The following is a 22,240-nucleotide window of genomic DNA, read 5'->3' on the forward strand; positions in this document are numbered from 1 at the left end:
TGCGCCAGGGCCGTGCGCGGCCGGGTGGGGGATACTCGCCCGCTTCACACCCCCGGCCGCCGCGGGGGGCCCCCACGGCCTAGACACAAGGACCCCCATTGAAATCCGCCAGCGCCACCACCTTCGACGAGGCCTACTACCAGCGCTACTACTTCGACAAGAAGACCAGCGTGGTGGACCCGGACCATGTCGAGCGCCTGGGCACGTTCGTGTGCAGCTACCTCAAGTACCTGCGCGTGCCGGTGCAGCGCGTGCTGGACGTGGGCTGCGGCATCGGACTGTGGAAGGACATCGTGGCGCGGCATTTCCCGCTGGCCACCTACCAGGGCGTGGAGTTCAGCGCCTACCTGTGCGAGCGCTTCGGATGGCAGCAGGGCTCGGTGGTGGACTATGCGGCCGGCGAGCCGTTCGACCTCGTCATCTGCCAGGGCGTGCTGCCCTACCTGAGCCCGCCGGACCTGAAGGCCGCGCTGCACAACCTGGGGCGCCTGAGCCGCGGCGCGCTGTACGTGGAGGCCGTCTCGCGCGAGGACTACGAGCGCGACATCATCGACGAGGACCTGACCGATCCGCGCCTGTTCCGCCACCGCGCCGAGCTGTACCGGCGCGGCCTGCAGGAGGGCGCGATCGAACTGGGCGGCGGCGTGTGGCTGAGCCGCCAGGCCCAGGTACCGCTGTTTGCCCTGGAACAGGCGGGCGGGCAGTGACGCATTCCCCCGCGAACCCCGCCGCGCCGCACGCGGTGGCGCGCCTGCGCGCCGAGCGCCTGGCGCGCAGCGCCAAGCCCTTCCTGGCCCGGGGCGGCCCCAGGGGCGAGCGCTGCGCGGGCTGCCGCCTGGTGCCCAGCCACTGCATCTGCGCGCTGCGGCCCGTGCTGCCCACGCGCGCGGGCATGTGCCTGCTGATGGCCGACATCGAACCGCTCAAGCCCAGCAACACGGGCTGGCTGATCGCCGACGTGGTGCCCGACACATTTGCCTTTGGCTGGGCTCGCACCGAGGTGCACCCCGGCCTGCTGGCGCTGCTGTCCGACCCGCAGTGGCAGCCGTATGTGGTGTTCCCCGGCGAGTTCGTGGCGCCCGGGCGCGTGGTCACGCAGGTGGCCATGCCAGAAGGCAAGCGCCCGCTGTTCGTGCTGCTCGACGCCACTTGGCCCGAGGCCCGCAAGATGTTCCGCAAGAGCCCGTACCTCGACCTCCTGCCCGTGCTCAGCCTGCAGCCCGAGCAGCTCTCGCGCTACCACCTGCGCCGGTCCACCCGCAGGGACCATTTCTGCACGTCCGAGGTCGGCGCCCTGTGCCTGGAGCTGGCGGGCGAGGCGCATGCCGCGCAGGCGCTGGAGGCGTACCTGGACGTGTTCACCACCCACTACCTCGAGGCCAAGCACCAGCGGCCCGTGGATGCGGGCGACGCGGTGCACCAGCGGCTGGCCGCGCTTCGCGCCCGGGACGCGGGGGCGCTGTAGCCGCGCATCGCGTACCACGGGCCTAGCGTGCGGCCGCGTCCGCCGCCATGCGGCCTTGCACGGCCCGCGCGACACCCTCCGGCTCCAGGTACGGGCTGCACGACTGGTACAGCGCAAACTTCTTCTCCGCGGGCGCCCCCACCAGCTCGGCGGACACCTCGGGCGCGGATTGCCTGAGCGCTTCCAGGTGGAAGCCGCCCTCTCCGGGGTGCAGCTCCACGGCGGCCGCGATCATCGCCGCCGCTGCTGCGCGCATGCCTTCCTGCCGGGGTTTCGCCACGCCGAGCGACAGCCCGTTGAACACATGGCCGCAGCGGATGAGGTCCAGGGCCACCGCCTTGCGGGCGCCAGCCTGCGCGGGCGTGCCTTCGCTGCCGTGCATGCCGTCCAGGTAGGCCTCCACGTCCAGGGGCGGATGGCCGGGCGCGCACGCCCCCTGGTACCTGCCGGCAAAGGCCTTCTTCGTCATCATCATCGGCGGGCCCGCGGAAGCCGCCATGCTGCTGTCGATGACGAGCTGGTCGCCGTCGGCGTGCACCGTGAACCGGTAGCGGTGCGGGGCGCTGACGCCCAGGGCCGGGCCCGTGCAGCTGGCCGCCCAGGTTTCGTGGCCGGGCATCGGCCGGGCGGACTCGCTGAGCGTGCAGTCCACGCCGCGCTGCTGCAGGGCGAGTTTCCAGGCGGCGGCCGTGAGGCGGGCCATGTGCTCCGAGGTCACGCACACCACCGCCGGGCCGCCGAGCGCATCGGCGTACGCGCCCGGGCGGAACCCGGCCGCCGCCGCCGGCTGCGCGGCCCCGGCGCACCCACAGGCCAGCAGGCACCCGAGCAAGACGGCGCGCAGGGCAGGGGCTGGGGGCGCAATGGCGAAGGGCATGGGGAAGGTCTCCGGGGAGCTGGGCGCGGCGGGGAAGGGATGGTGTGCCCACGGGGGCGGGCAGCCGCCGGATTGTCGTTCAGCACGTGGCGCCCGCCGCGCCCGCCCCCACCCGCCAAGGCCGTGCACCGGCCATGCGGCGACAATGGTCCGCTTCCCCTCTAGCGCACAGGCCCGATGAAAGCACCCCCCAGACTCCAGTCCCTCATCGAGGAAGGCCTGATCGACACCGTGGTCCGGCAGCTCATGAGCGGCAAGGAGGCCATGGTCTACGTGGTGCGTTGCGGGGACGACACCCGCTGCGCCAAGATATACAAAGAGGCCAACAACCGCAGCTTCCGCCAGGCGGTGGACTACACCGAGAACCGCAAGGTCAAGAACTCGCGCTCGGCCCGCGCCATGGCCAAGGGCAGCAAGTTCGGCCGGCAGGAGCAGGAGGCCGCCTGGCAAAGCGCCGAGGTCGATGCGCTGTACCGCCTGGCCGCCGCGGGCGTGCGCGTGCCGCAGCCCTATAACTTTCACGACGGCGTGCTGCTGATGGAGCTGGTGACCGACGCCCACGGCGACGCGGCCCCGCGCCTGAATGACGTGAGCTTCACGCCCGAGGACGCGCGCACCCACCACGCCACGCTGGTGGCCGAGGTGGTGCGCATGCTGTGCGCAGGCGTCGTGCACGGCGACCTGTCGGAGTTCAACATCCTGCTGGCGCACCTGCCCGGCGCTGATGGCGAAGGCGGCGAAGGCGGCCACGATGGCCCCGTCATCATCGACCTGCCCCAGGCGGTGGACGCCGCCGGCAACAACCATGCCCAGCGCATGCTGCTGCGCGACGTGGCCAACCTGCGCGACTTCTTCGGCCAGTTCGCGCCCGAGCTGCGCAGCACCCAGTACGGCCCCGAGATCTGGAGCCTGTTCCAGAGCGGCCTGCTCGACAACGCCACGCCGCTCACGGGCCGCTACGCGCCGGACCATGCCGACGTGGACATGCAGGCGGTGCTGCGCGAGATCGACGACGCGCGGGCCGAGGACGCGGCGCGCAGGCTGCGCATGGCCGCGGGCTGAGGCGTCCTTTCAGCGGCGGCCGGGCCCGCCAGCGCGCGCCGGAGCGGCAAACGCGCGGCTCAGGTAGCGCGACCCGCGAAGCCCGAAGCGCCACGGCACATCGACCGCCTTGGAAATGCCGATGCGCGGGCCGGCCACCACGCCGACGGGGTGGCAGCCGGGGGCGCCGGCCGCATCGGGCTCCAGCAGCGCGAATGGCGGCAGGTGCAGTGGCCGTCCGTTGAAGCTGGCATCGATGCCCAGCGCCTGGGCCAGGCGCCCGGGGCCCGCGCACAGCAGATGCACGTCCTCCAGCCCGCGCCGCGCCTGCATGGTGCCGATGCCGTGGGTGGGCTCCAGCGCGCGCAGCAGCACGCCGGCGCCGTGCCCGGCCTCGCGGCACACGGTGTTGATGCACCAGTGCAGGCCGTACGAGCGGTACACGTACGCGCAGCCCGGTGGCCCGAACATGGCGGCGTTGCGCGCGGTGGGCCCGCCAAAGGTGTGCGATGCCGGGTCCGACTGGTCGTAGGCCTCGGTCTCCACGATGCGGCCGCCCACGCCGTCCACGAGCAGCGTCACGCCGATCAGGCGCCGCGCCACCTCGTGCGCGGGGGCCGCGAAATCGATGACGGCCCGCACGAGCGGCGGGCCGGGCGGGGGTGTTGCGGGCAGGTGCAGGGCGGGCGAAGGGGCGCGGGGCATGCGGGCAATGCTATCGGGGCGTCGGGGAGGGCGTCGCGGCGGGTGATCCCGGACTTCCGTGCGCCACGGCCTACGTCCCCGCAGCCCGAGGCAGCGCCGGTGCGTCCCGTCGGGCCGCAGCGCCCCCGGCGTGCGGCACAATCGCGCGCTTTTCCTGCCTCTGCCCCCCCGTGCGCGGCCACCCCGCGTGCCGCCCGCCGTCCTGTCCGCCTTCACGCCCATGCCCCTGCCCCTGCCCCTGCCCCTGCCCCTGCCCGAGATCCTCATCCGCGACTTTCGCCCCGGCGATGAAGCCCTGCTGCACGCCGTCTTCCACGCGTCGGTGCACGGCCTGGCCGCGAGGCACTACACCCCCGGGCAGCTCGCGGCCTGGGCACCTCCGCAGCACGACGCCGCGCAGTGGGCCGCGCGCATGCGGGCCAACCAGCCCTTCGTCGCCCAGGCCGCGGACGGCAACGCCATCGCGGGGTTTGCCGACCTGCAGCCCGCGGGGTACATCGACCAGTTCTTCGTCGCGCCCGGCTGGGCCGGCCAGGGCGTGGCCCGCGCGCTCATGGCGCACATCCACGCGCAGGCGGCGCGGCGCGGCATCGCGCGGCTGCATGCCGATGTGAGCCTGGCCGCCGAGTCCTTCTTCGCCGCCAGCGGCTTCGAGGTCCTGGCACGCCAGCACGCCGAGCGGCAGGGCGTGGTGCTGCGCAATGCGCGCATGGCCAAGCTGCTGGGGCCGCATTAAGCTCTTGTTTTGATAGCTTGCTGCGCCGGTCCATCCAGCGCCGGCGCGCTGCCGAGCCTGTGGCGGGGAGTGGTTCGGGCGCCGTGTTTCGCCCGGGCGTGCGCGGGTGGCTTACAGTAGCCGCCCCGCAGCATGCAATCCCACCCCGACACCACGGCCCCCAAGGCTGCCCCCCCATGACCAAAGACCTGGCGCGACAGAACGAACTCAAACCCATGGCGCTGTGCGAGCCCTGCCAGGGCATCCAGCGCAACTGGCGCAAGGCGCCGGGCCATGCCGAACTGGTGCAGCGGGGCAATCGCAAGGAAGACCGCGACCACGGCTCCGTCACCATCACCCGCTACGTGTGCGACCGCTGCGGAACCGCGTGGGAGTACGAGAACGACAAGACCAACCAGCAGGCCGGCTGGTCGGTGGTGGGGCGCTAGGCGCGCAGGGTGGCCCGTTCCCCGCGCGCCGTCGCCCGCTCCGGGGCGCCCCTGGCCGCCAGCACCATGGCCAGCAGCACGCAGGCCAGGCCCGCCCATTGCCAGGGGCGCACGGACTCGCCGAGCAGCAGCACCGACAGCACCAGGGCCGACACGGGCAGCCACACCGTGGCCAGCGAGGCGCGCACGCCGCTGGTGCGCGCGCTGCCGGCGTACCACAGCAGAAAGCCGCCCACCGTGGGCACCCACGCGTAGTACAGCACGCCCGCCAGCGCGGGCGCGCCGAAGGCCAGGGGGGTGGCGGCGCGCCACGCCAGCCAGGCGGCGGGCAGGGCCGACAGCAGCAGGCCGCCCGCCGACATGAGGGTGGACAGCGCCAGCGCGGGCACCGGCCGCGCCAGGCGCTTGTGGGCCAGGATGAAGACCGCCTCGCAGGCCACGGCGGCCAGCACCAGCGCGATGCCTGCCAGCCGCGCGGGGCTGGCCCCGCCGCCGCCGGGCGAGAAAGCCACGGCCATCACGCCCAGCGTGGCCAGCCCGATGGCCAGCACCAGGCGCAGCGCGGGCCGCTCAACCAGCACCACGGCCGAGAGCAGCGCGGCCGCGGCAGGCAGCGTGCCCGCCACGATGCCCGCGTCCGATGCGCTCGACAGCGTGACGCCCAGGATGAGCAGCACCGAGTACCCCACGCTCCCTGCGGCCGCCTGCACCGTGAGCAGCACCGCGTCGCGCCGGCCCACGCGCGGCAGCCGCTGGCCGCGCCAGCGCATCAGCGCAAAGAACACGGGCAGCGCCAGCGCGTGCCGCAGCACGGTGGCGAGAAAAGGTTCGATGTCCTGGCCGATGACCTTGCTGGCCACCACCGTGCTGCCCACGAGCACCATCGCCAGGCTGCACAGCAGCTGGCCCTTGAGTGAATCTGACATGACCGGAAACCCTGCCGAAGTGGTGAATCAGCGGCCAGTCTGCGGCGTCTGGCGCGGCGCGTCTTGAACGTTATTGCGCCGCCGGGCCGCGCCGGGCCTTCTGCCACGCGCCCGGCGTGAAGCCGAACTGCCGCGTGAACATGCGCGTCATGTGGCTCTGGTCGGCGAAGCCGCTGGCCGCCGCCGCATCGGCCAGGCCCACGCCCTGGCCGATCAGGTGGCGGCTGCGCTCGGCGCGCTGCTGCAGCAGCCAGGCGTGCGGCGGCAGCCCGTAGGTGCCGGCGAAACGCCGCAGCAGCTGGTAGCGGCTGAGCCCGGCGAAGGCGGCCATCTGCGCGAGCGTGGGGGGCGCCAGGGGCGCGTCGGCCAGCCAGTCGCGCACCTGCCCGAGCGCGGGCGCGGCGTGGGCGGTGCGCGGGGCAGTTGCCGGGGGCGTGCTGGCGTGGCGCTGCAGCAGCAGGGCGCAGGTCTGGGCCAGCGACTCCTCGCAGGCCAGGCGGTCCACGGCGCCGGCCATCGCTGCGGTGGGCGGCGCCGGCGGCTGCACCACATTCCACAGGGCGATGCGCGCGACCAGGGTGTGGAGCGCGCGGGCCAGGGCGGCGTCCTGGATCACGGGGCGCGTGAGCGCGATGCCGGCCTGCCCCGCCACGGCGCCCTCGTCGTCGGCCAGGGCCTGCAGCACCGCCGGTTCGATGTACACCATGCGCCAGCGGCGCGATGCGCTGCCCAGCGGCTGCCCGTCGTGCACCTCGCCCGGGTTGGTGGTGATGAGGTCGCCCGCATAGGCATCCACCGGCCCGCGCCCGCTGGCCGAGCTTTGCGCGCCGTCGTCCAGCAGGCCCAGCCCGTAGACTGCGTGCCAGTGCTTGCCGTAGCGGCGGGAACTTTCGGCGCGTGTGCAGTACACACCTTGCCAGGGAGAGGCAAAAACCTGGCAATGGTGCACGGGCGGGGGCGTCATGGCGCCGATTATTGCGGGCCCGCGCCGCCCGGGGCCGATCCCACCACCACCATCACCGCAGCAAAGGAGCGCACGCATGGTGCACCGCAGAAGATTCCTGGGCACCGCGCTGCGGGGCCTGGCGGGGGGGGCCTCCGCCCTGGCCGGGCTGCGCGCCGCCCGGGCCCAGCCCAGCTACACCGTGCCGCTCGGGCAGCTGCAGGAGGCCGTAGCGCAGAAGTTTCCGCGCAGCGTGCCGGTGCAGGGGCTGGTGGACCTGGCCGTGCAGGCGCCGCGCCTGCGCCTGCTGCCCGAGGCCAACCGGCTGGGAGCCACCATGGCCGTGGAGGTCGCGGGCCCGGCGCTGCGCCGCAGCCATGCGGGCACGTTCGATGTGGAATTTGCGCTGCGCTACGAGGCCGGTGACCGCACGGTGCGTGCCCACCAGATCCGGCTGGGGCGCCTGGATTTCCCGAGCCTCAAGCCGGCCGTGAACGAGATGCTCAACGCCTACGGCCCGGTGCTCGCCGAGCAGTCGCTGCGCGAGGTGGTGCTGCACCAGTTGCGCCCGCAGGAAACGGCCGTGTTCGACGGCCTGGGCCTGCAGCCGGGGCCCATCACCGTGACGGCCCGGGGACTGGTGGTGGCCTTCGTGAACAAGCCGCAGCCTTGAGCGCTGTCGTCCGCATTTGTCTACATTTGCTATTAAAAATATAGCTATTAGCGCTGAATGGATAGGCGCTGAAGGCCTTTTTTTCTGAAATTCCCTGGACGGCTTTCGCGGGTCAGCGCGGCGCGCCCTGCGCGCGCTGCTGGGCCGCCGCGAACGCCTGCGTGCGGATCCACTGCAGCGCATGGCCGCGCCGGTGGCTGTCCGGCGACACCGTGGAGGTGGTGGCCACCACCAGGTCCAGGGGTGGGTACACCCAGATGAACTGGCCGCCGTAGCCGCTGGCCAGGAAGGTCGGGCGCGGCGCTGGCGACGGCACCACCCACCACAGGTAGCCGTACGACAGGCCCACCGGCGGGCCGCCCGCGTTCTGCGCCTTCACCGAGGCATCGGCGAACGCCTCGGGCACCAGCGGCTGGCCGTTCCACCGTCCATGCCGCAGGTAGAGCTGGCCCAGCTTGGCTATGTCGAGCGTGCGCAGGTGCAGGCCCTGCCGGTAGGACGGCTCGGCGAAGCCCAGGGGGCCCACCAGCTGCTGGCGCGCGTAGTCGGCCAGGGGCATGCCCGTGGCTTTCTCCAGCACGGCGACGAGCAGCGGCACGACCGAGTTGTCGTAGGCGAAGGCCTGGCCTGGGGCGCTGGTCAGCGGGCGTGCCCAGGCATCGCGCGGGCGCAGCGGCGCGGCGGTGCCGATGGCGTCGCGGACCGCGAAGCCCGCCGTCAGCGTGAGCAGGTGCCGCAGCGTGATGGCGGCCGCGCGCGGGTCGCTGTGGGCTCCGGCCCACTCGGGCACCAGGTCCACCACGCGCTGGTCCACGCTGGCGATGCGGCCCTGCGCGAGGGCCGTGCCCAGCAGCACCGACAGCGCGCTTTTGGACGCGGACTGCGTGTCGCGCAGCTTCTCGGCGTCGCCGTCGCGGTAGAACGAGTACACCACGCGCCCGTCCAGCACCACCACGGCGCTCTGCACGTCGGTGAACTCGCGGGCCAGCGCGGCATCGGGCCCCTGGAAGGCGGCGGCATCCAGTGCCTGCTCGCCGGGGGCCGGGGCTTCGCGCCAGGCGCCGGCGGGTGCCGGCTGGGCCAGCGCGGCGCCAGCGGCCAGGCAGGCGGGCAGGGCCAGGGCGATGCAGGTCGAACGGCGGGTCCAGCGGGGGCGCATGCGGGCTCCTTCGGGCGAAGAACGGACGGTGCGCGCAGTGTAGGCGCCGCAACCTTTGCGCCGGCCAAAGAACAAAGGCGGCGCGGCGGGGGACAGTGCCGCGCGCCTGCGCTCAGGCCCTGCCGCCGCTGCCCACGGCCCTGCGCAGCGCCGCGCGCGCGAGCAGCCGCGTGGAGTCGAGCGTGGGCAGCGCGGAATTCGCGTCGCTGATGATGAGCGGAATCTCGGTGCAGCCCAGCACCACGGCATCGCAGCCCTCTTCGCGCTGCATGCGCGCGATCACGCGCTGGAACGTGGCCACCGCCTCGGGCCGCACCACGCCGGGCACCAGCTCGTCCATGATGATGCGGCCGATCTCGGTGCGCTCGGCCTCGGTGGGGCGCACGCAGGCCAGGCCCTGGGCGGCCAGCTTGTCGGGATAGACGCTGCTGTCCACCAGCCAGCGCGTGCCCGTCAGCGCCAGCCGCCGGTGGCCCCGCGCCGCCGCCTCGGCGGCCACCACCTCGGCGATGTGCAGCCAGGGCAGCGGCGAGTGGGGGGCCACGCGGTCGAAGGCCTGGTGGATGGTGTTGTCCGGGCAGACCAGGAAGTCCGCGCCCGCGCGTGCCAGCGTGCGGGCCGATGCCAGCATGAGGTCGGCCACGCCCTGCAGGTCGCCCCGCTCCAGGCAGTCGACATAGGCGGCCAGCGAGGGGGTATGCATCGACACCTCGGGGTGCGCATGGGCCTGGCCCAGGATCGCGGCACCTTCGGTGCAGATGGTGCGGTAGCACAGCGCCGCGCCCTCGGCGGAGCAGCCCACGATGCCGATGTGCAGCGGCGCGGCCCTGGAAGGCATGGAAGGGGCGGGGGTGATGGAAGCGGTCATGCGGTTGGGCGGGTGGCCGGAGGGCGCCGTGTCGGCGGACAGGCGCCATGATGCCAGCAGCGCTTCCCACGCGGCCATGCCCGGTGGGCCACGGCCTCCTGCGCGCGGGCGCTGCGGGTCAGTCTCCGCGCACCCGCTGCGCGAAGCCGCGCTGCGCGAACTGCTCCACCACGAAATCCACGAACACCCGGGTGCGCGCGGGCAGCAGCTTCTTGCTGGGGTAGTAGAGCGAGGTGGGGCCGGCGTCTGCCCACCAGCCGGGCAGCACGCGCACCAGGCCGCCGTTGGCCAGCCAGGGCTGCGCGAACGGCATGGGCAGCACGGCCAGGCCCAGGCCCATCAGCGCGGCCTGGCACATGGCTTCGGGGTCGTCGAACACGGCGCGCGGGCGGAACTCGGCCGCGGCGGCCTCGCCCGCCCTGTTGCGCAGCGTGATGACCGGGATGCGCCCCGTGCGGATGGCGCGGCGCGCGATGCCGTCCCACCGCGCCAGGTCCGCCGGGTGGCGCGGTGCCTTGCAGCCCTTGAGCAGCGCGGGCGAGCCCACCACCACCAGGTGGATCGGGCCCAGCGTGCGCGCCACCATGTCGGGGTTCAGGTTCAGGCCGCCGCCGATGCCCGCGTCAAAGCCCTCGCCGATCAGGTCGACCTGGCGGTTCTCGAAGCGCCAGTCGGGCTGGATGGCGGGGTAGCGCTGCAAGAACTCGGTGAGCAGCGGCACCAGGTAGGCCCGGCCAAAGGCCTGGCCCATGCTCACCTTGAGCGTGCCTGCGGGCTGCTGCTCGGCCTCGGCCGCGTGGTCCACCGCATCGGCCAGCGCCGTCAGCGGCGGGCCGATCTGCGCGAGCAGGCGCTGCCCGCCCTCGGTGAGCGTGAGGCGCCGCGTGCTGCGCTGGAACAGCCGCACGCCCAGGCTGGCCTCCAGGCGCGCCACGTTCTTGCTCACGGCGGCCGGCGTGAGGCCCATCTGCCGCGCGGCGGCCGAGAAGCTGCCGCACTCGGCGGAATGGACGAAGGACTCGAGATGGCTCAGGGGCTGCATGGCCCACATTTTCAACTGCTGGTTGAAATAGATCCAGCCCATTCATGGCTACCGCCCGTGCAATGGTTTTCCGACACTGCAGGTGTTCCCGGTTCTGCCACGAACCGCTTCCTCTTCACCATCACTTTTTCTGGAGAAACACCATGTCTTCCGTGCCCCACACCACACTCCCCGCCCCCGGGCCCGCCGCTGCTTCACGCGTGCTGGCCGGCAAGGCCGCCTTCGTCACCGGTGGCGCGCGCGGCATTGGCGCGGCCATCGTGCGGCGCCTGGCACGCGATGGCGCGGCCGTGGCCTTCACGTACAGCAGCTCCGAAGCCCCCGCCCAGGCGCTGGTGGCCGCCATCGAGGCGGACGGCGGCAAGGCCCTGGCGTTGCGGGCCGACAGCGCGGATGCGCAGGCGCTCGCGCAGGCCATCGACGGCGCGGCGCGCACGCTGGGCCGCCTGGACATCCTCGTCAACAACGCCGGCGTGGCGGTGGCGGGCGAGCTGGACAGCTTCGCGCTGGCGGACTTCGACCACACCCTCGACGTGAACGTGCGCGCCGTGTTCGTGGCCACGCAGGCCGCCGCGCGCCACATGGGCCAAGGCGGCGCCTACGGCCGCGTCATCACCATCGGCAGCACCAATTCCGACCGCGTGCCATGGGCCGGGTTCAGCGTCTATGCGATGAGCAAGGCCGCCATCGTGGGCCTCACGAAAGGGCTGGCGCGCGACCTGGGGCCGCGCGGCATCACCGTGAACAACGTGCAGCCCGGTCCCGTCAACACCGACATGAACCCCGCCGACGGCCCTCTGGCCGGCAGCATGCACGGCCTGATGGCGCTCGGCCGCCACGCGCACCCCGACGAGATCGCGGGCATGGTGGCCTACCTGGCCGGGCCCGAGTCGGGCATGGTGACCGGGGCCAGCCTGCTCATCGACGGCGGCTTCGCGGCCTGAGCCGCGGCGCGGGCGAGCCCGGGGCGGTTTCTCTTTCTCAGCCCTTGGCCCTGCGCGGCCGGGCCTTGCGGCCGGGGGATGCCGCCAGCTCCTGCGGCGTCAGCGCATGGGCGGGGTTGTTCGCCACCATCTCCACCGCCAGGTCGATGAAGGCGCGCGCGCGGGCGGGCAGCGCGGTGCGGCTGCCGTAGTACACGTACAGGCCCAGGTGCTCGGCCACGTGCTGCGTGAGCAGGGGCACCAGCTGCCCGCTGCGCACCAGCGGCGCGGCCGTGGGGCCCACCAGCTGGCCGATGGCGTGCCCGCCCAGCACGGCGCGGGTTTCCACCTCGATGTCGTTGGTGCAGAACGCGGCGGGGATGGCGTGCGAGACGATGTCGTCCCCCACCTTGAATTCCCACGGCATCGGCTTGCCCGTGGACGGGTGCCGAAAGCCGCTGCAGGTGTGGGCTGCCAGCGCGTCGATGCTGGCGGGCGCGCCGTGTCGTGCGATGTAGGACGGCGCGGCGCACACGATGAGCTGCAGCGCCAGCAGCCGCCGCGCCACCACGCCGCCCTCGGGCGGATAGCCCGAGCGAAAGCCCACGTCCACGCGGTCTTCCACCCAGTTGCCGATGCGGTCGTCGAGCTGCACGTCCGGCTCCACCCGGGGGTGGCGGCGGCAGAACGCGTCGAGCACCGGCCAGAGCACCTCCAGCAGGATGGAGCGCGGCGCCACGATGCGCAGCGGCCCCGCCATCTCTTCCCGGCCGCGCCGTGCGCCCTGCACGGCGTGCTGCAGCGTGGCCAGGCCGGGCTGCGCCGACGCGAGGAACTGGCGCCCCTCTTCGGTGAGGCTCAGGCTGCGGGTGGTGCGGTGAAACAGCCGCACGCCCAGGTGCGCCTCGAGCTGCACCAGCAGCTGGCTGGAGGCCTGGGGCGTGATGCCCTGCGTGGCGGCGGCCTGGCGCAGGCTGCCCAGTTCGGCCGCCTTCACGAAGTTGGCGATGGCGCGCAGTTCGTTGATGGCCATGGTGGGGTTGGGGAGTGGATTGGCAAGCGCCGCTTGTGAATGTATCCATGAATTATGGGCTAGTCCTATGTCAATGGGCTCCCTACAGTTCACCCCCGTGGGCCCGCCAAGGCGCCCACCCAGCCCATCCACCACCCCTGAACCCCCGAAGGATTCGCCATGGCTTTTGCCGACACGACCACCCCCACCACCGTTTCACCCTCCCGCGTCTGGATGATCACCGGCGCCTCGCGCGGCCTGGGCGCGCGCATCGCCGAAGCGGCCCTCGCCCAGGGCGATGCCGTGGTCGCCACCGCGCGCGATGTCGCAGCCGTCGGCCAGCGCCTGGGCGGCGGGGGCGCGCTGCTGCCCCTGGCGCTGGACGTGACCGACGAGGCCCAGGCGCAGCACGCCGTCCAGGCCGCGCTCGCGCGTTTCGGCCGCATCGACGTGCTGGTCAACAACGCGGGCTACGGCCTGATGGGGGCGGTGGAGGAGGCCACCGCCGACGAGGTGCGCCGCCTGTACGACACCAACGTGTTCGGCCTGCTGAACGTCACGCGCGCGGTGCTGCCGGCCATGCGGGCGCGCCGCGCGGGGCACGTGATCAACATTTCCTCCCTGGGGGGCGTGCGCTCGAGTGCCGGCTTTGGCCTGTACTGCTCCACCAAGTTCGCGGTGGAGGGCATCACCGAGGCGCTGCACGCCGAGCTCGCGCCGCTGGGCATCCATGCCACGGCGGTGCAGCCGGGGTACTTCCGCACCGAGTTCCTGGATGGCGCGTCGCTGGCGGTCTCGCCCCGCGTGCTGGAGGACTATGCGGCCAGCGCGGGCGTGGTGCGCCAGGCGGTGCCCGGCATCAACCTGCAGCAGCCCGGCGACCCGGCGCGGCTGGCCCGCGCCCTGCTGCAGCTGGTGGCCAGCCCCATGCCGCCGGTGCGCCTGCCCCTGGGCTCCGACACGCTGCGCACCATCGCCGAGCAGCATGCGCGGGTGGCCGCCGAGACCGCGCAGTGGAGCGCCGTGGCCGCGTCGACGGACTTTCCCCAGGCTGCCGGGACGGCCGTGGCGTGAAGGGGCGGCCACCGGCTGCGTTCGCTATTGAATGAATAGCATTGGGGCATTGCGGAGACAGCGCTGGATGCCATGGGGGCTCGGATCCGCCGGCCCGCCCGCCGCGGCCGGTGCTGTCCTGTCCGCAAGGCTTTCTGGCAGCCGTCCTACAGCGCCGGGCCGGCGGACGATCTACAACTGGCACAGGCTTGCCGCATTGCCGCCAGCCCGTGGGCCAGCCATTCCCCAGTCCTCCAGCAAGCGCTTTTCTTCTGCCATGGTGTCTTCCTCCCCCACTTCCCCCGCCGCGCTCCCGGGCGCTCCTTCGGCCGCGCCGGCCGATCCCGTTTCCCCGGCCGATGCCGCCACCGTGCCGCTGCCACCGCCACCGCCCCCGGCGCAGGTGGTGGTCATCACCGGCGCGTCCAGTGGCATCGGCCACGCCACCGCCCTCGCGTTCGCGCGGCGTGGCGCGTGCCTGGTGCTCGCCGCACGCAACCCCGACACGCTGGCCCCGGTGGCCATGGCCTGCCGCAACGCGGGCGCGGCGGCGGCGCTGGGCGTGCCCACCGATGTGACCGACGCCGATGCCGTGGCCCGGCTGGCCGATACGGCGCTGCGCCACCATGGCCACATCGACGTCTGGGTCAACGGCGTGGGCGTGGGCGCGGTGGGGCGGTTCGACCAGACGCCCCTGGCCGCGCACCGCCGCGTGCTGGAGGCCAACCTGCTCGGGCACCTGCATGGCGCGCATGCGGCGCTGCGGCACTTTCGCGAACGCGGGCAGGGCACGCTCATCAACATGATTTCGGTGGGCGGCTGGCTGCCGTCGCCATATGCGGCCGCGTACACGGCCAGCAAGTTCGGACTGCGCGGACTCTCCGAGGCGCTGCGCGCCGAGGTGTCGGACCTGCCGGGGGTCCATGTGTGCGACGTGGCGCCCACCTTCGTCGATTCGCCGGGCCTCTCGCACGGCGCCAACTACACGGGCCGCAGCATCCAGCCCCGCATTCCGCTGCTGGACCCGCGCCGGGTCGCCCAGGCGGTGGCCGCGCTGGCCGACCGGCCCAGGGCCGTGACCTGGCTGGGCGCCGGTGCGGCGCCGGGCCGCGTGGTCCATGCCCTGGCGCCGCAGCGCCTGGGCGCCGCGATGCGCTGGGTGACCGAGCGTGCGCTGCGCGGCGCCCGGCCCGCGCCCCGCAGCGACGGCAACCTGTTCGCACCGTCGCGCGGCACCGCCATCGATGGCGGCCAGCGCGATGCGCGGCGCCACGGCATGGGCCTGGTGGCCGTGCTGGGCGTGGTCGGCCTGGGCCTTGGCGTGTGGGCCGCCCGCCGCCGTTCATCGTGAGGAGCCCGGCATGCCTGTTTCCACCAACACCACCACCGCCTCGCCCTCCCCGGCGCCCGCGGGCGCGCGCTTCGTGCTGTATGCGCTGCAGGGCCGCGTGTACGCCAGCAACGTCAGGCACAAGCTCGTGGACCTGGGGCGCCTGTCGCAGGAGGGAGACGGCGGCACCTACGCCTACCTGCTCGACGGCGACCAGGCCACGGGCAGCGGGTTCGCCGGTGCGCGGGAGGCGCTGGCGCACATCGCGCGCACGACGAGCTTCCTCTTCCTGGACGGCCAGTTCACCGCGCTGGAAGACCTGGGCGGCACGGGCCGGCCCGATCTGGCGGATGCCCCGCGGCTGGCGGTGGCGCTCGATCCGCTGGGGCGGGGCGCGCCGGTGATCCACGCGCCGGCGTAGGTGCCGGGGCCCGCGCGGAGCGCGCCGTCACACCATGCCGCCGTTGGCGCGCAGGGTCTGCCCGTTGATCCACCCGCCGTCCGGCCCGGCCAGGAAGGCCACGGCGCTGGCGATGTCCTCGGGCGTGCCCAGGCGCTCCATGGGGTTGGCCTGGGCCAGGCGCCCGATCAGCTCGGGCGTCTTGCCGTCCAGGAACAGCGCGGTGGCCGTGGGGCCGGGCGCGATGGCGTTCACCGTGATGTTCCGGCCGCGCAGTTCCTTGGCGAGCACGCTGGTCAGGGTCTCCACCGCGCTCTTGGTGGCGGCGTACACGGCATAGCCCGGCAGGGCCGTGCCGACCAGGCTGGTCGAGAAGTTGACGATGCGCCCCCCGGGCTGCAGCCGGTGCGTGGCCTCGCGCAGGGTGTTGAACGTGCCCTTGAGGTTGATGGCGACCACGCGGTCGAAGGTGGCGTCGTCCGTCTGCGCCAGGTGCGGCAGGGTGGATGGCATCACGCCCGCGTTGTTGACCAGCACGTCCACGCGGCCGAAGGCCTGCTCGGCGGCGTCGAAAAGCTGGCGCGCGGCGCCGCTGTCGGCCACGTCGGCCTGCACCGCCATGGCCGCTCCGCCCGCTGCGGTGATCGCCTGCACCACGGCCTGGGCGTCTTCGGTGCGGCCGGCGTAGTTGACCACCACGCGGAAACCGTCGCGCGCGAGCCGGTGGGCAATGGCGGCGCCGATGCCGCGCGATGCGCCCGTGACGATCGCGGTGCGCGGGCCCGTGGGGGCGGACTCAGGGGAAGAGGAGGAGGAAGGGGCGTAGGAGGAAGGGGTGGTGGACAGCGGCTGCATGGCAAGGCTCCTGGTGCGGTGGGGAAGGGACGCCACCCGGTGGCGGCGTGTGGCAGCGGTATTGTTCTGTTGTTGCGAAAATTGATAAATACATAAAATTGACTTCACTGTTCAATACAGCACAACAATCAAGACCCACCGGGAGCCCTTCGCGATGGACCGCTTTCAATCCATGCAGCTTTTCACGCGCATCGTCGAACTGGGCAGCTTCACCCGCGCGGCCGAAGACCGGCAGCTGCCGCGCGCGAGCGTGACCCTGGCGGTGCAGGCGCTGGAAAAGCGCCTGGGCACGCGGCTCCTGCAGCGCACCACGCGCCACGTGAGCACCACGCCCGACGGGCAGGCGTACTACGAGCGCTGTCAGCGTCTGCTGGCCGACCTGGAGGAAACAGAGGCGGCATTCGGCCACGCCGCGAGCGCGCCGCGTGGCAAGCTGCGCGTGGACCTGCAGGGCACGCTGGCCCGGCATTTCGTGCTGCCGCGCATCGGCGAGTTCTGCACGCGCTACCCCGAGGTGGAACTGGAGATCGGCATGAGCGACCGGCTGGTGGACCTGGTGCGCGAGGGCGTGGACTGCGTGCTGCGCGGCGGCGAGCTGCGCGACTCCACCATGGTGGCGCGGCGCGTGGCACTGCTGCAGCAGGTGACCTGCGCGAGCCGCGGGTACCTGGCGCGCCACGGCACGCCCGCCACCGTGGAGGCGCTGCGCGGGCACCGGGCCGTCAACTTCCTCTCGCAGCGCACGGGCAAGCCCCTGCCTTTTGACTTCATCGTGGACGGCGTGGCCACAAGCGTGCAGCTCAAGGGCCCCGTGGCCGTGAGCGATGCCGATGCGTACCACGCCTGCTGCGCCGCGGGCCTGGGGCTGATCCAGGTGCCGCGATACCACATCGCGCCCCGGCTGGCCGATGGCAGCCTGTGCGAGGTGCTGGCGCCGTTTCGCCCCGCGCCCATGCCGGTGTCGGTGCTGTACCCGCACAGCCGCCAGCTGTCGCCGCGCGTGCGCGTCTTCGTGGACTGGCTGGCCGGGGTGATGTCGGCCGCGCGCTGAGAACGGCCGGAGCGCGCCTACACCGGGCGCGTGAACTCCATCACCCAGTTCACCTCCCAGGTGGCGCCGCCGTCCTCGGAAAACGCCTGCTGCCAGCGTGGCGCGCCGGTGTGCATCCGTGACCACTCGAAGCGCACCTGCACCGGGCGGCCCTCGAACAGCTCCTGGCCGTCAAAGATGCCGACACCGTCCTGGAAGCCGCCGACCACCGGGGGCTGCAGCATTCCCGTGGCCGGGTCCAGGCCGCCGGTGGCGTTGTCGAGCCAGTAGATGCTCCAGCGCTGCGTGGCGGGGCTGAACACGCGCAGGGTCATGCCCACGAAGCCCGGCTTCCAGGCCAGGGGCGTGAAGTCGTCGCAGTTGCCGATGCCGGCGGGCAGGGGGCGGGCGGTGCCGGTGGCGTCGAACACCTCCCAGTCGCTGCAGCCGGCCAGGCGCCGCACCAGGCGCGTGTTGCGGATGCGCCAGGGGCCCATGAGGAAGTCGAAGTCGCGCGCGGCGCTGGGCGCCACGGCGGGCGAGGGGATGGTGATGAGGTTCGGGGTGGCCATGGTGGGGTCTTTCATCGGTGAAGCGGGGGCGTCAGGCGTGCAGCGCGGAGCGGGCGGTGGGCTGCAGGCGCAGGGTCTCGGGTTCGCGGGCCAGCCAGGGGGCAAGGCCCGGCGCCACCCCCCGCGCCCAGGGGGTGCTGCCGGTGAACGCCTCCAGCGCGGCCTCGCGGCCGAACAGCGCCAGCCCCAGCAGCACATGTTCGCCCTCGCGCACGGGCAGGCGGGGAAAGGTGTTGGGGCTGGTCTCGGTGCAGTACCAGGCCACCTGGCGCGCCCCCCCGCGTTGCAGCGTGGGCGCCATGCGGTGGCGGCAGAAGTCCAGCAGCGCGGGCGTGGCGGCCTCGCGCAGGTGAAACACCGTGGCCGCCACCACGCCGGGGGCCGCGCCGCTGGCGCCCGGCGCCGCGCGCGGGTGCTGGGGCAGCGCGGCGGCCGCGCCGGGCCAGGCGGGGCGCAGCAGCAGCACGTTGTCGGAGTCGATCATGGTGGCGTTGGCGGCGTCGCGGTGCGCGGCCCAGGTGGGCCCGCCGTAGAAGGCTTCGAGCGCCTGGCGGCGCGCCTGCATGCTGCCGAAGCCGCGCAGCCACACGAACAGGTCGGACCGGTCCAGGTCGCGGAACTGGCCCAGCACGCGCAGGCCCTGCGCCTCCTGGGTCTCCACGAACTCGCGGTCGAACAGCTCGATCAGCACGTCGCGCTGCCCCGGGTGCAGCGTGTACTGGCGCAGCTCGACGATGGCGCATTCGTCGGCGGCGGGCGGGGCGCAGGGGTGGCGCGTGGCCATGGCGGTGTCGTGCATGCGGGCTCCTGCAGGGTGGGGGTCGATGAAAGTCATGCCCGCAGTCTGCGCCCCCATACATGACACCGCATGGCAGGTATTTCAGGTATCTTCGCCGCAGCTGTCTTCTTTTTTCTGGCCAGGGGCCCCGGGCCCGCGCCGCACCCTACCGGACCACTTCCTTTCCGCCATGCGCGCCAGCCGCCTGCTCTCGCTCCAGATGCTGCTCGAAACCCAGGGCCGCATGAGCGCGCCGGCGCTGGCCGAGGCGCTGGAGGTGTCGGTGCGCACGCTGTACCGCGACGTGGACCAGCTCAGCGCCGCGGGCGTGCCCATCTATGCCGAGCGCGGGCGCCATGGCGGGTTTGCGCTGCTGCCGGGCTGGAAGACCACGCTCACGGGCCTCACGCCGTCGGAGGCGCAGGCCGTGTTCCTCAGCGGCCTGCCCGGCCCCGCGCAGGACCTGGGCCTGGGCAGCGACGTGCAGGGCGCACGCCTGAAGCTGCTGGCCGCCCTGCCCGCCGCATGGCGCGAGGACGCGCAGCGCGTGAGCGCCCGCCTGCACCTGGACCCGGTGGACTGGTACCGCGAGAGCGACCCCACGCCGCACCTGTCCACGGTGGCCGCCGCCGTGTGGAGCGGGCACCAGATCGCGATGCGCTATGAAAGCTGGTCCGACACCGTGGAGCGCACCGTGAGCCCGCTGGGCCTGGTGCTCAAGGCGGGTGCCTGGTACCTGGTGGCGCTGCCGGCGGACAAGGCCACGGGCAAGGGCGGCGGTGATGGTGGCGATGGTGGCGACAGCGGGCCACGCACCTACCGCGTCTCGAACATCCTGGCGGCGCAGGCGCTCGCCACGCCGGTGCGCCGCCCCGCGCGGTTCGACCTGCCGGGCTACTGGGCGCGCTCGATCCGGCGCTTTGAATCCGGGCTCTACACCGGCGAGGCGGCGCTGCTGGCCACGCCCGCCGGGCTCAAGGGGCTGCGCGCGCTCAGCAGCGCGGTGGCCCGGGCCGTGGCGGCCGCGCCCACGGCCACCCCCCCGCGCCGGGCGGACGGGCGCGTGGCGGTGACCATTCCCATCGAGTCGGTGGAGCACGCCTGCGGCCAGCTCCTGCGCCTGTCCCCGCAGGTGGAGGTGCTGCGGCCCGCCGCCCTGCGCCGTGCGCTGGTGGCCCGGGTGCGGGCCACGGCGCGGATGTACGGGCTGGACGGTGGCTGAGCAGCAGAATGTGAATTTGCTATCAAATATGTAGCTTAAAGCGCTTGCTCTTCAAGCGCCAGCGCGTGGAATGGCTTCGGACATGCGGCGCTGCGCGCGCCGGGAAAGGGTGCCTAGAGGCCGCGCCGCACCATGTCCAGCAGGCGCAGGCCCAGCAGGTCCAGCATCTGCTGCGGCGTGCCGCGCAGCGGCCCGTCGATGGAGAGCAGCGCCATGCCGTGCACGGTGGACCAGGCCAGGTATTCGGCGCCCGGGCGGCGCTCGGGCGGCAGGGCGCCTGCCGTCACCAGGTCATCGAGTGCCGCGCTCAGGTGCTGGAACGGGTTGAGCCCCGTGGCGCCGCCCATGGCCGGGTCGGGGTCGTGCTGCACGGTGAAGCGCCCGCCGAAGGCGGTGCGGAACAGGCCTGTCTCGGCATGCGCGAAGCGCAGGTAGCCCGCGCCCACGGCGCGCACCTTGGCGTGGGCCTGCTCGGTGGCCGTGCCCGTGGCGGGCACCTGGGCCAGTTCGGCCTCCATGGCCTGGGCCACGGCCGCCACGGCGGCGGCACGCACCGCGTCCAGCAGGTCGTCGCGGTTGGCGAAATGGCGGTAGGCCGCATTGGGCGCGACCCCCGCGCGGCGCGTGGCCTCGCGCAGCACCACGGCGTCGGGGCCGCCCTGGCGCGCCAGCTCGATGCCCGCGTCCAGCAGGGCGCGGCGCAGGTCGCCATGGCGGTAGGTGCTGCGTGCGGCGGGGGTGTTGCGAGTGGTTACGGTCATGGGCGGTGAGATGTGGACACTGTCCATTATCTTTGGTATTGTTTGTGGACGGTGTTCACAATTGTGCGCCGAAATCCATGTTCCGAGACCTTCCCAAGGAGACCCCCATGAAAGTCGAGCCGTATCTGATGTTTGAAGGCCGCTGCGAAGAGGCCCTGGATTTCTACCGCCGCGCCCTGGGCGCGCAGGTCACCATGCTCATGCGCTACAAGGACAACCCCGAGCCCGCCGCCGGCCAGGGCTGCGCCGAGGGCGCCGGCCCCGGCCCCACGCCCGAGATGGTCATGCACGCCGCCTTCAACGTGGGCGAGACCCAGCTCATGGCGTCGGACGGCATGGGTTCGGGCCAGCTGAACTTCCAGGGCATCTCGCTGGCGCTGAGCCCCGCGAACGAGGCGGAGGCCAAGCGCTACTTCGACGCGCTGGCCGAGGGCGGGCAGGTGCAGATGCCGCTGGCCAAGACCTTCTTCTCGAAAGCCTTCGGCATGGTGGCCGACCGCTTTGGCGTGTCGTGGATGGTGGTGGCGCCGGAATGAGCGCGGCGGCCATGAAGTACCAGGGAAGCTGCCACTGCGGCAAGGTCGCCTTCGAAGTGGAAGGCACCGTCGACAGCGGCCTGGCCTGCAATTGCAGCATGTGCCACCGGCGCGGATCGCTGCTGTGGTTCGTGCCGCGCGGCGCGCTGCGGCTGACCACGCCCGAGGCCGACGCGGCCACCTACACCTTCCACAGGCACGTGATCCGGCACCGTTTCTGCCCGGCCTGCGGCATCCATCCTTTTGGCGAAGGCGTGGACCCCAAGGGCCAGCCCGTGGCGGCGGTCAATCTGCGCTGCGTGGAGGGCCTCGACCTGGGCAGCGTGCCCGTCCACCACTACGACGGCCGGGCGGCTTGACCCCCCCAACCCTCACACCCCCTCACATTCCCCTGCAAGGAGACTTCCATGATGAATCCCGAACCCCATGCCATGCACCGCTGGCTGCAGCAATTGCTGGGCCACTGGACCAGCACCTCCGACTGCGACCCGCCGCCGGGCGAACCGGCGCAGCAGTCCGTGGGCGCCGAACACGGCCGCGCCCTGGGCGACCTGTGGGTGATCCTCGAAGGCACCGGCACCATGCCCGGTGGCGGCGAGGCGCGCATGCAGATGACGCTGGGCTACGACCCCGAGAAGAACGTGTTCCTGGGCACCTGGGTGGGCTCGATGATGACCCACATGTGGGTCTATCGCGGCACGCTCGATGCCGACCAGAAGGTGCTCACGCTGGAGACCGAAGGCCCCAGCTTCAAGGGCGACGGCAAGACCGCCCGCTACCGTGACGTGATCACGCTGGTGAGCGCCAACGAGCGCACGCTGACGTCGTTCAGCCAGCAGCCGGACGGCAGCTGGAACCAGATCATGCAAGCAAAATACACGAGAACCCCCTGAGCCGCCGCGGTG

At 72.8% G+C, this 22,240-nt stretch carries 27 protein-coding genes; 15 read left to right on the forward strand and 12 right to left on the reverse strand.

The genetic code is table 11. From position 1 onward, the window contains the following. The first annotated feature begins 98 nt into the window (after nt 1-98). Nucleotides 99-707: a class I SAM-dependent methyltransferase gene (locus AC1RCS_RS14670; RefSeq protein WP_218298088.1), complete on the forward strand. Its 609-nt coding sequence runs from the start codon at nt 99-101 to the stop codon at nt 705-707. After that, entirely contained in the window at nt 704-1,465 is a 762-nt protein-coding gene (locus tag AC1RCS_RS14675; RefSeq protein ID WP_218298087.1) for a tRNA-uridine aminocarboxypropyltransferase, read from the forward strand. Before AC1RCS_RS14670 ends, AC1RCS_RS14675 begins: the two co-directional genes overlap by 4 nt. A gap of 22 nt (nt 1,466-1,487) precedes the next feature. Here AC1RCS_RS14675 and AC1RCS_RS14680 read toward each other — a convergent pair whose 3' ends face one another. Continuing rightward, on the reverse strand, nt 1,488-2,342 hold the full coding sequence (locus tag AC1RCS_RS14680; protein WP_492245219.1) for a DUF3617 domain-containing protein: 855 nt from the start codon (nt 2,340-2,342) through the stop codon (nt 1,488-1,490). A 177-nt stretch (nt 2,343-2,519) separates the two neighbouring features. Here AC1RCS_RS14680 and AC1RCS_RS14685 point away from each other — a divergent pair, with 177 nt between their 5' ends. After that, the gene (locus tag AC1RCS_RS14685) at nt 2,520-3,404 is read left to right on the forward strand and encodes a PA4780 family RIO1-like protein kinase (protein ID WP_218298085.1); all 885 of its coding nucleotides are present in this window, start codon (nt 2,520-2,522) and stop codon (nt 3,402-3,404) included. A gap of 9 nt (nt 3,405-3,413) precedes the next feature. On the opposite strand, the gene AC1RCS_RS14690 is transcribed toward AC1RCS_RS14685, so the two are convergent. Further along, nucleotides 3,414-4,088 carry a DNA-3-methyladenine glycosylase gene (locus AC1RCS_RS14690; protein ID WP_492245220.1) on the reverse strand — a complete coding sequence of 225 codons (675 nt, stop codon included), beginning with the start codon at nt 4,086-4,088 and terminating at the stop codon, nt 3,414-3,416. 220 nt (nt 4,089-4,308) lie between these two features. On the opposite strand from AC1RCS_RS14690, the gene AC1RCS_RS14695 reads away from it, so the two are divergent. Next, nucleotides 4,309-4,824 (forward strand): GNAT family N-acetyltransferase, encoded by a 516-nt coding sequence (locus tag AC1RCS_RS14695; RefSeq protein ID WP_492245221.1) that lies wholly within the window; start codon nt 4,309-4,311, stop codon nt 4,822-4,824. A gap of 176 nt (nt 4,825-5,000) precedes the next feature. Continuing rightward, nucleotides 5,001-5,252 (forward strand): hypothetical protein, encoded by a 252-nt coding sequence (locus AC1RCS_RS14700; protein ID WP_218298083.1) that lies wholly within the window; start codon nt 5,001-5,003, stop codon nt 5,250-5,252. On the opposite strand, the gene AC1RCS_RS14705 is transcribed toward AC1RCS_RS14700, so the two are convergent. Both AC1RCS_RS14705 and AC1RCS_RS14710 read right to left on the reverse strand, forming a co-directional pair. Beyond that, a complete protein-coding gene (locus AC1RCS_RS14705) occupies nt 5,249-6,178 on the reverse strand; it encodes a DMT family transporter (protein ID WP_492245222.1) in 930 nt (309 codons plus the stop codon). The two genes, AC1RCS_RS14700 and AC1RCS_RS14705, sit on opposite strands and share 4 nt — an antisense overlap. Nucleotides 6,179-6,248: 70 nt before the next feature. Continuing rightward, nucleotides 6,249-7,142: an AraC family transcriptional regulator gene (locus tag AC1RCS_RS14710; protein WP_369643688.1), complete on the reverse strand. Its 894-nt coding sequence runs from the start codon at nt 7,140-7,142 to the stop codon at nt 6,249-6,251. A gap of 76 nt (nt 7,143-7,218) precedes the next feature. On the opposite strand from AC1RCS_RS14710, the gene AC1RCS_RS14715 reads away from it, so the two are divergent. After that, a complete protein-coding gene (locus AC1RCS_RS14715; protein ID WP_492245223.1) occupies nt 7,219-7,794 on the forward strand; it encodes a DUF1439 domain-containing protein in 576 nt (191 codons plus the stop codon). A gap of 112 nt (nt 7,795-7,906) precedes the next feature. On the opposite strand, the gene AC1RCS_RS14720 is transcribed toward AC1RCS_RS14715, so the two are convergent. The 3 genes from AC1RCS_RS14720 to AC1RCS_RS14730 all read right to left on the reverse strand — a co-directional run bounded on the left by AC1RCS_RS14720 (nt 7,907) and on the right by AC1RCS_RS14730 (nt 10,863). Then, nucleotides 7,907-8,953, reverse strand: coding sequence for a serine hydrolase domain-containing protein (locus tag AC1RCS_RS14720; RefSeq protein ID WP_492245224.1), 1,047 nt, complete (start codon nt 8,951-8,953; stop codon nt 7,907-7,909). A 112-nt stretch (nt 8,954-9,065) separates the two neighbouring features. Next, nucleotides 9,066-9,821 carry an aspartate/glutamate racemase family protein gene (locus AC1RCS_RS14725; protein ID WP_492245225.1) on the reverse strand — a complete coding sequence of 252 codons (756 nt, stop codon included), beginning with the start codon at nt 9,819-9,821 and terminating at the stop codon, nt 9,066-9,068. A gap of 118 nt (nt 9,822-9,939) precedes the next feature. Beyond that, complete coding sequence (locus tag AC1RCS_RS14730) at nt 9,940-10,863, reverse strand: LysR family transcriptional regulator (protein WP_218298093.1); 924 nt, start codon at nt 10,861-10,863, stop codon at nt 9,940-9,942. Nucleotides 10,864-11,006: 143 nt separating this feature from the next. On the opposite strand from AC1RCS_RS14730, the gene AC1RCS_RS14735 reads away from it, so the two are divergent. Beyond that, nucleotides 11,007-11,807 carry an SDR family oxidoreductase gene (locus AC1RCS_RS14735; RefSeq protein WP_218298078.1) on the forward strand — a complete coding sequence of 267 codons (801 nt, stop codon included), beginning with the start codon at nt 11,007-11,009 and terminating at the stop codon, nt 11,805-11,807. A 37-nt stretch (nt 11,808-11,844) separates the two neighbouring features. Here the strand turns inward: AC1RCS_RS14735 and AC1RCS_RS14740 are convergent, their stop codons facing one another. Then, nucleotides 11,845-12,819 (reverse strand): LysR family transcriptional regulator, encoded by a 975-nt coding sequence (locus AC1RCS_RS14740; protein WP_218298077.1) that lies wholly within the window; start codon nt 12,817-12,819, stop codon nt 11,845-11,847. 159 nt (nt 12,820-12,978) lie between these two features. Between AC1RCS_RS14740 and AC1RCS_RS14745 the strand changes: the two genes are divergently transcribed. From AC1RCS_RS14745 to AC1RCS_RS14755, 3 genes are all read left to right on the forward strand, one after another. Beyond that, nucleotides 12,979-13,872, forward strand: a complete 894-nt coding sequence (locus tag AC1RCS_RS14745) for an oxidoreductase (protein ID WP_255594965.1) — start codon at nt 12,979-12,981, stop codon at nt 13,870-13,872. A 256-nt stretch (nt 13,873-14,128) separates the two neighbouring features. Continuing rightward, entirely contained in the window at nt 14,129-15,202 is a 1,074-nt protein-coding gene (locus AC1RCS_RS14750; protein ID WP_218298076.1) for an SDR family oxidoreductase, read from the forward strand. A 10-nt stretch (nt 15,203-15,212) separates the two neighbouring features. Next, the gene (locus tag AC1RCS_RS14755) at nt 15,213-15,602 is read left to right on the forward strand and encodes a hypothetical protein (protein WP_218298075.1); all 390 of its coding nucleotides are present in this window, start codon (nt 15,213-15,215) and stop codon (nt 15,600-15,602) included. Between the two features lie 27 nt (nt 15,603-15,629). On the opposite strand, the gene AC1RCS_RS14760 is transcribed toward AC1RCS_RS14755, so the two are convergent. Continuing rightward, nucleotides 15,630-16,436, reverse strand: a complete 807-nt coding sequence (locus AC1RCS_RS14760) for an SDR family oxidoreductase (protein ID WP_492245226.1) — start codon at nt 16,434-16,436, stop codon at nt 15,630-15,632. Nucleotides 16,437-16,590: 154 nt separating this feature from the next. On the opposite strand from AC1RCS_RS14760, the gene AC1RCS_RS14765 reads away from it, so the two are divergent. Beyond that, on the forward strand, nt 16,591-17,487 hold the full coding sequence (locus tag AC1RCS_RS14765; RefSeq protein ID WP_492245227.1) for a LysR family transcriptional regulator: 897 nt from the start codon (nt 16,591-16,593) through the stop codon (nt 17,485-17,487). A 17-nt stretch (nt 17,488-17,504) separates the two neighbouring features. Here AC1RCS_RS14765 and AC1RCS_RS14770 read toward each other — a convergent pair whose 3' ends face one another. Together AC1RCS_RS14770 and AC1RCS_RS14775 are read right to left on the reverse strand one after the other, a co-directional pair. Then, on the reverse strand, nt 17,505-18,038 hold the full coding sequence (locus AC1RCS_RS14770; RefSeq protein WP_492245228.1) for a hypothetical protein: 534 nt from the start codon (nt 18,036-18,038) through the stop codon (nt 17,505-17,507). Between the two features lie 31 nt (nt 18,039-18,069). Continuing rightward, nucleotides 18,070-18,837, reverse strand: coding sequence for an NIPSNAP family protein (locus AC1RCS_RS14775; protein ID WP_492255475.1), 768 nt, complete (start codon nt 18,835-18,837; stop codon nt 18,070-18,072). A 169-nt stretch (nt 18,838-19,006) separates the two neighbouring features. Between AC1RCS_RS14775 and AC1RCS_RS14780 the strand changes: the two genes are divergently transcribed. Further along, nucleotides 19,007-20,038: a helix-turn-helix transcriptional regulator gene (locus AC1RCS_RS14780; protein WP_492245230.1), complete on the forward strand. Its 1,032-nt coding sequence runs from the start codon at nt 19,007-19,009 to the stop codon at nt 20,036-20,038. A 113-nt stretch (nt 20,039-20,151) separates the two neighbouring features. Here AC1RCS_RS14780 and AC1RCS_RS14785 read toward each other — a convergent pair whose 3' ends face one another. Then, a complete protein-coding gene (locus AC1RCS_RS14785; protein WP_255591880.1) occupies nt 20,152-20,799 on the reverse strand; it encodes a TetR/AcrR family transcriptional regulator in 648 nt (215 codons plus the stop codon). 107 nt (nt 20,800-20,906) lie between these two features. Between AC1RCS_RS14785 and AC1RCS_RS14790 the strand changes: the two genes are divergently transcribed. The 3 genes from AC1RCS_RS14790 to AC1RCS_RS14800 are packed head-to-tail and all read left to right on the forward strand — an operon-like array spanning nt 20,907 to nt 22,228. Then, nucleotides 20,907-21,335 carry a VOC family protein gene (locus tag AC1RCS_RS14790; protein ID WP_218298070.1) on the forward strand — a complete coding sequence of 143 codons (429 nt, stop codon included), beginning with the start codon at nt 20,907-20,909 and terminating at the stop codon, nt 21,333-21,335. Between the two features lie 11 nt (nt 21,336-21,346). After that, the gene (locus AC1RCS_RS14795; RefSeq protein ID WP_218298069.1) at nt 21,347-21,694 is read left to right on the forward strand and encodes a GFA family protein; all 348 of its coding nucleotides are present in this window, start codon (nt 21,347-21,349) and stop codon (nt 21,692-21,694) included. A 48-nt stretch (nt 21,695-21,742) separates the two neighbouring features. Beyond that, the gene (locus AC1RCS_RS14800; protein ID WP_218298068.1) at nt 21,743-22,228 is read left to right on the forward strand and encodes a DUF1579 domain-containing protein; all 486 of its coding nucleotides are present in this window, start codon (nt 21,743-21,745) and stop codon (nt 22,226-22,228) included. The last annotated feature ends 12 nt before the right edge of the window (nt 22,229-22,240 follow it).

The sequence above is a fragment of the Acidovorax sp. GW823-FHT01C06 genome, from assembly GCF_058798375.1.

Excerpts from the sequence above, each read along its gene's own strand:
- AC1RCS_RS14680 (WP_492245219.1), bottom strand. The coding sequence starts at position 2,342 with ATGCCCTTCGCCATTGCGCCCCCAGCCCCTGCCCTGCGCGCCGTCTTG.
- AC1RCS_RS14685 (WP_218298085.1), top strand. The coding sequence starts at position 2,520 with ATGAAAGCACCCCCCAGACTCCAGTCCCTCATCGAGGAAGGCCTGATC.
- AC1RCS_RS14690 (WP_492245220.1), bottom strand. The coding sequence starts at position 4,088 with ATGCCCCGCGCCCCTTCGCCCGCCCTGCACCTGCCCGCAACACCCCCG.
- AC1RCS_RS14695 (WP_492245221.1), top strand. The coding sequence starts at position 4,309 with ATGCCCCTGCCCCTGCCCCTGCCCCTGCCCCTGCCCGAGATCCTCATC.
- AC1RCS_RS14700 (WP_218298083.1), top strand. The coding sequence starts at position 5,001 with ATGACCAAAGACCTGGCGCGACAGAACGAACTCAAACCCATGGCGCTG.
- AC1RCS_RS14705 (WP_492245222.1), bottom strand. The coding sequence starts at position 6,178 with ATGTCAGATTCACTCAAGGGCCAGCTGCTGTGCAGCCTGGCGATGGTG.
- AC1RCS_RS14710 (WP_369643688.1), bottom strand. The coding sequence starts at position 7,142 with ATGACGCCCCCGCCCGTGCACCATTGCCAGGTTTTTGCCTCTCCCTGG.
- AC1RCS_RS14715 (WP_492245223.1), top strand. The coding sequence starts at position 7,219 with ATGGTGCACCGCAGAAGATTCCTGGGCACCGCGCTGCGGGGCCTGGCG.
- AC1RCS_RS14720 (WP_492245224.1), bottom strand. The coding sequence starts at position 8,953 with ATGCGCCCCCGCTGGACCCGCCGTTCGACCTGCATCGCCCTGGCCCTG.
- AC1RCS_RS14725 (WP_492245225.1), bottom strand. The coding sequence starts at position 9,821 with ATGACCGCTTCCATCACCCCCGCCCCTTCCATGCCTTCCAGGGCCGCG.
- AC1RCS_RS14730 (WP_218298093.1), bottom strand. The coding sequence starts at position 10,863 with ATGCAGCCCCTGAGCCATCTCGAGTCCTTCGTCCATTCCGCCGAGTGC.
- AC1RCS_RS14735 (WP_218298078.1), top strand. The coding sequence starts at position 11,007 with ATGTCTTCCGTGCCCCACACCACACTCCCCGCCCCCGGGCCCGCCGCT.
- AC1RCS_RS14740 (WP_218298077.1), bottom strand. The coding sequence starts at position 12,819 with ATGGCCATCAACGAACTGCGCGCCATCGCCAACTTCGTGAAGGCGGCC.
- AC1RCS_RS14745 (WP_255594965.1), top strand. The coding sequence starts at position 12,979 with ATGGCTTTTGCCGACACGACCACCCCCACCACCGTTTCACCCTCCCGC.
- AC1RCS_RS14750 (WP_218298076.1), top strand. The coding sequence starts at position 14,129 with ATGGTGTCTTCCTCCCCCACTTCCCCCGCCGCGCTCCCGGGCGCTCCT.
- AC1RCS_RS14755 (WP_218298075.1), top strand. The coding sequence starts at position 15,213 with ATGCCTGTTTCCACCAACACCACCACCGCCTCGCCCTCCCCGGCGCCC.
- AC1RCS_RS14760 (WP_492245226.1), bottom strand. The coding sequence starts at position 16,436 with ATGCAGCCGCTGTCCACCACCCCTTCCTCCTACGCCCCTTCCTCCTCC.
- AC1RCS_RS14765 (WP_492245227.1), top strand. The coding sequence starts at position 16,591 with ATGGACCGCTTTCAATCCATGCAGCTTTTCACGCGCATCGTCGAACTG.
- AC1RCS_RS14770 (WP_492245228.1), bottom strand. The coding sequence starts at position 18,038 with ATGGCCACCCCGAACCTCATCACCATCCCCTCGCCCGCCGTGGCGCCC.
- AC1RCS_RS14775 (WP_492255475.1), bottom strand. The coding sequence starts at position 18,837 with ATGCACGACACCGCCATGGCCACGCGCCACCCCTGCGCCCCGCCCGCC.
- AC1RCS_RS14780 (WP_492245230.1), top strand. The coding sequence starts at position 19,007 with ATGCGCGCCAGCCGCCTGCTCTCGCTCCAGATGCTGCTCGAAACCCAG.
- AC1RCS_RS14785 (WP_255591880.1), bottom strand. The coding sequence starts at position 20,799 with ATGACCGTAACCACTCGCAACACCCCCGCCGCACGCAGCACCTACCGC.
- AC1RCS_RS14790 (WP_218298070.1), top strand. The coding sequence starts at position 20,907 with ATGAAAGTCGAGCCGTATCTGATGTTTGAAGGCCGCTGCGAAGAGGCC.
- AC1RCS_RS14795 (WP_218298069.1), top strand. The coding sequence starts at position 21,347 with ATGAAGTACCAGGGAAGCTGCCACTGCGGCAAGGTCGCCTTCGAAGTG.
- AC1RCS_RS14800 (WP_218298068.1), top strand. The coding sequence starts at position 21,743 with ATGATGAATCCCGAACCCCATGCCATGCACCGCTGGCTGCAGCAATTG.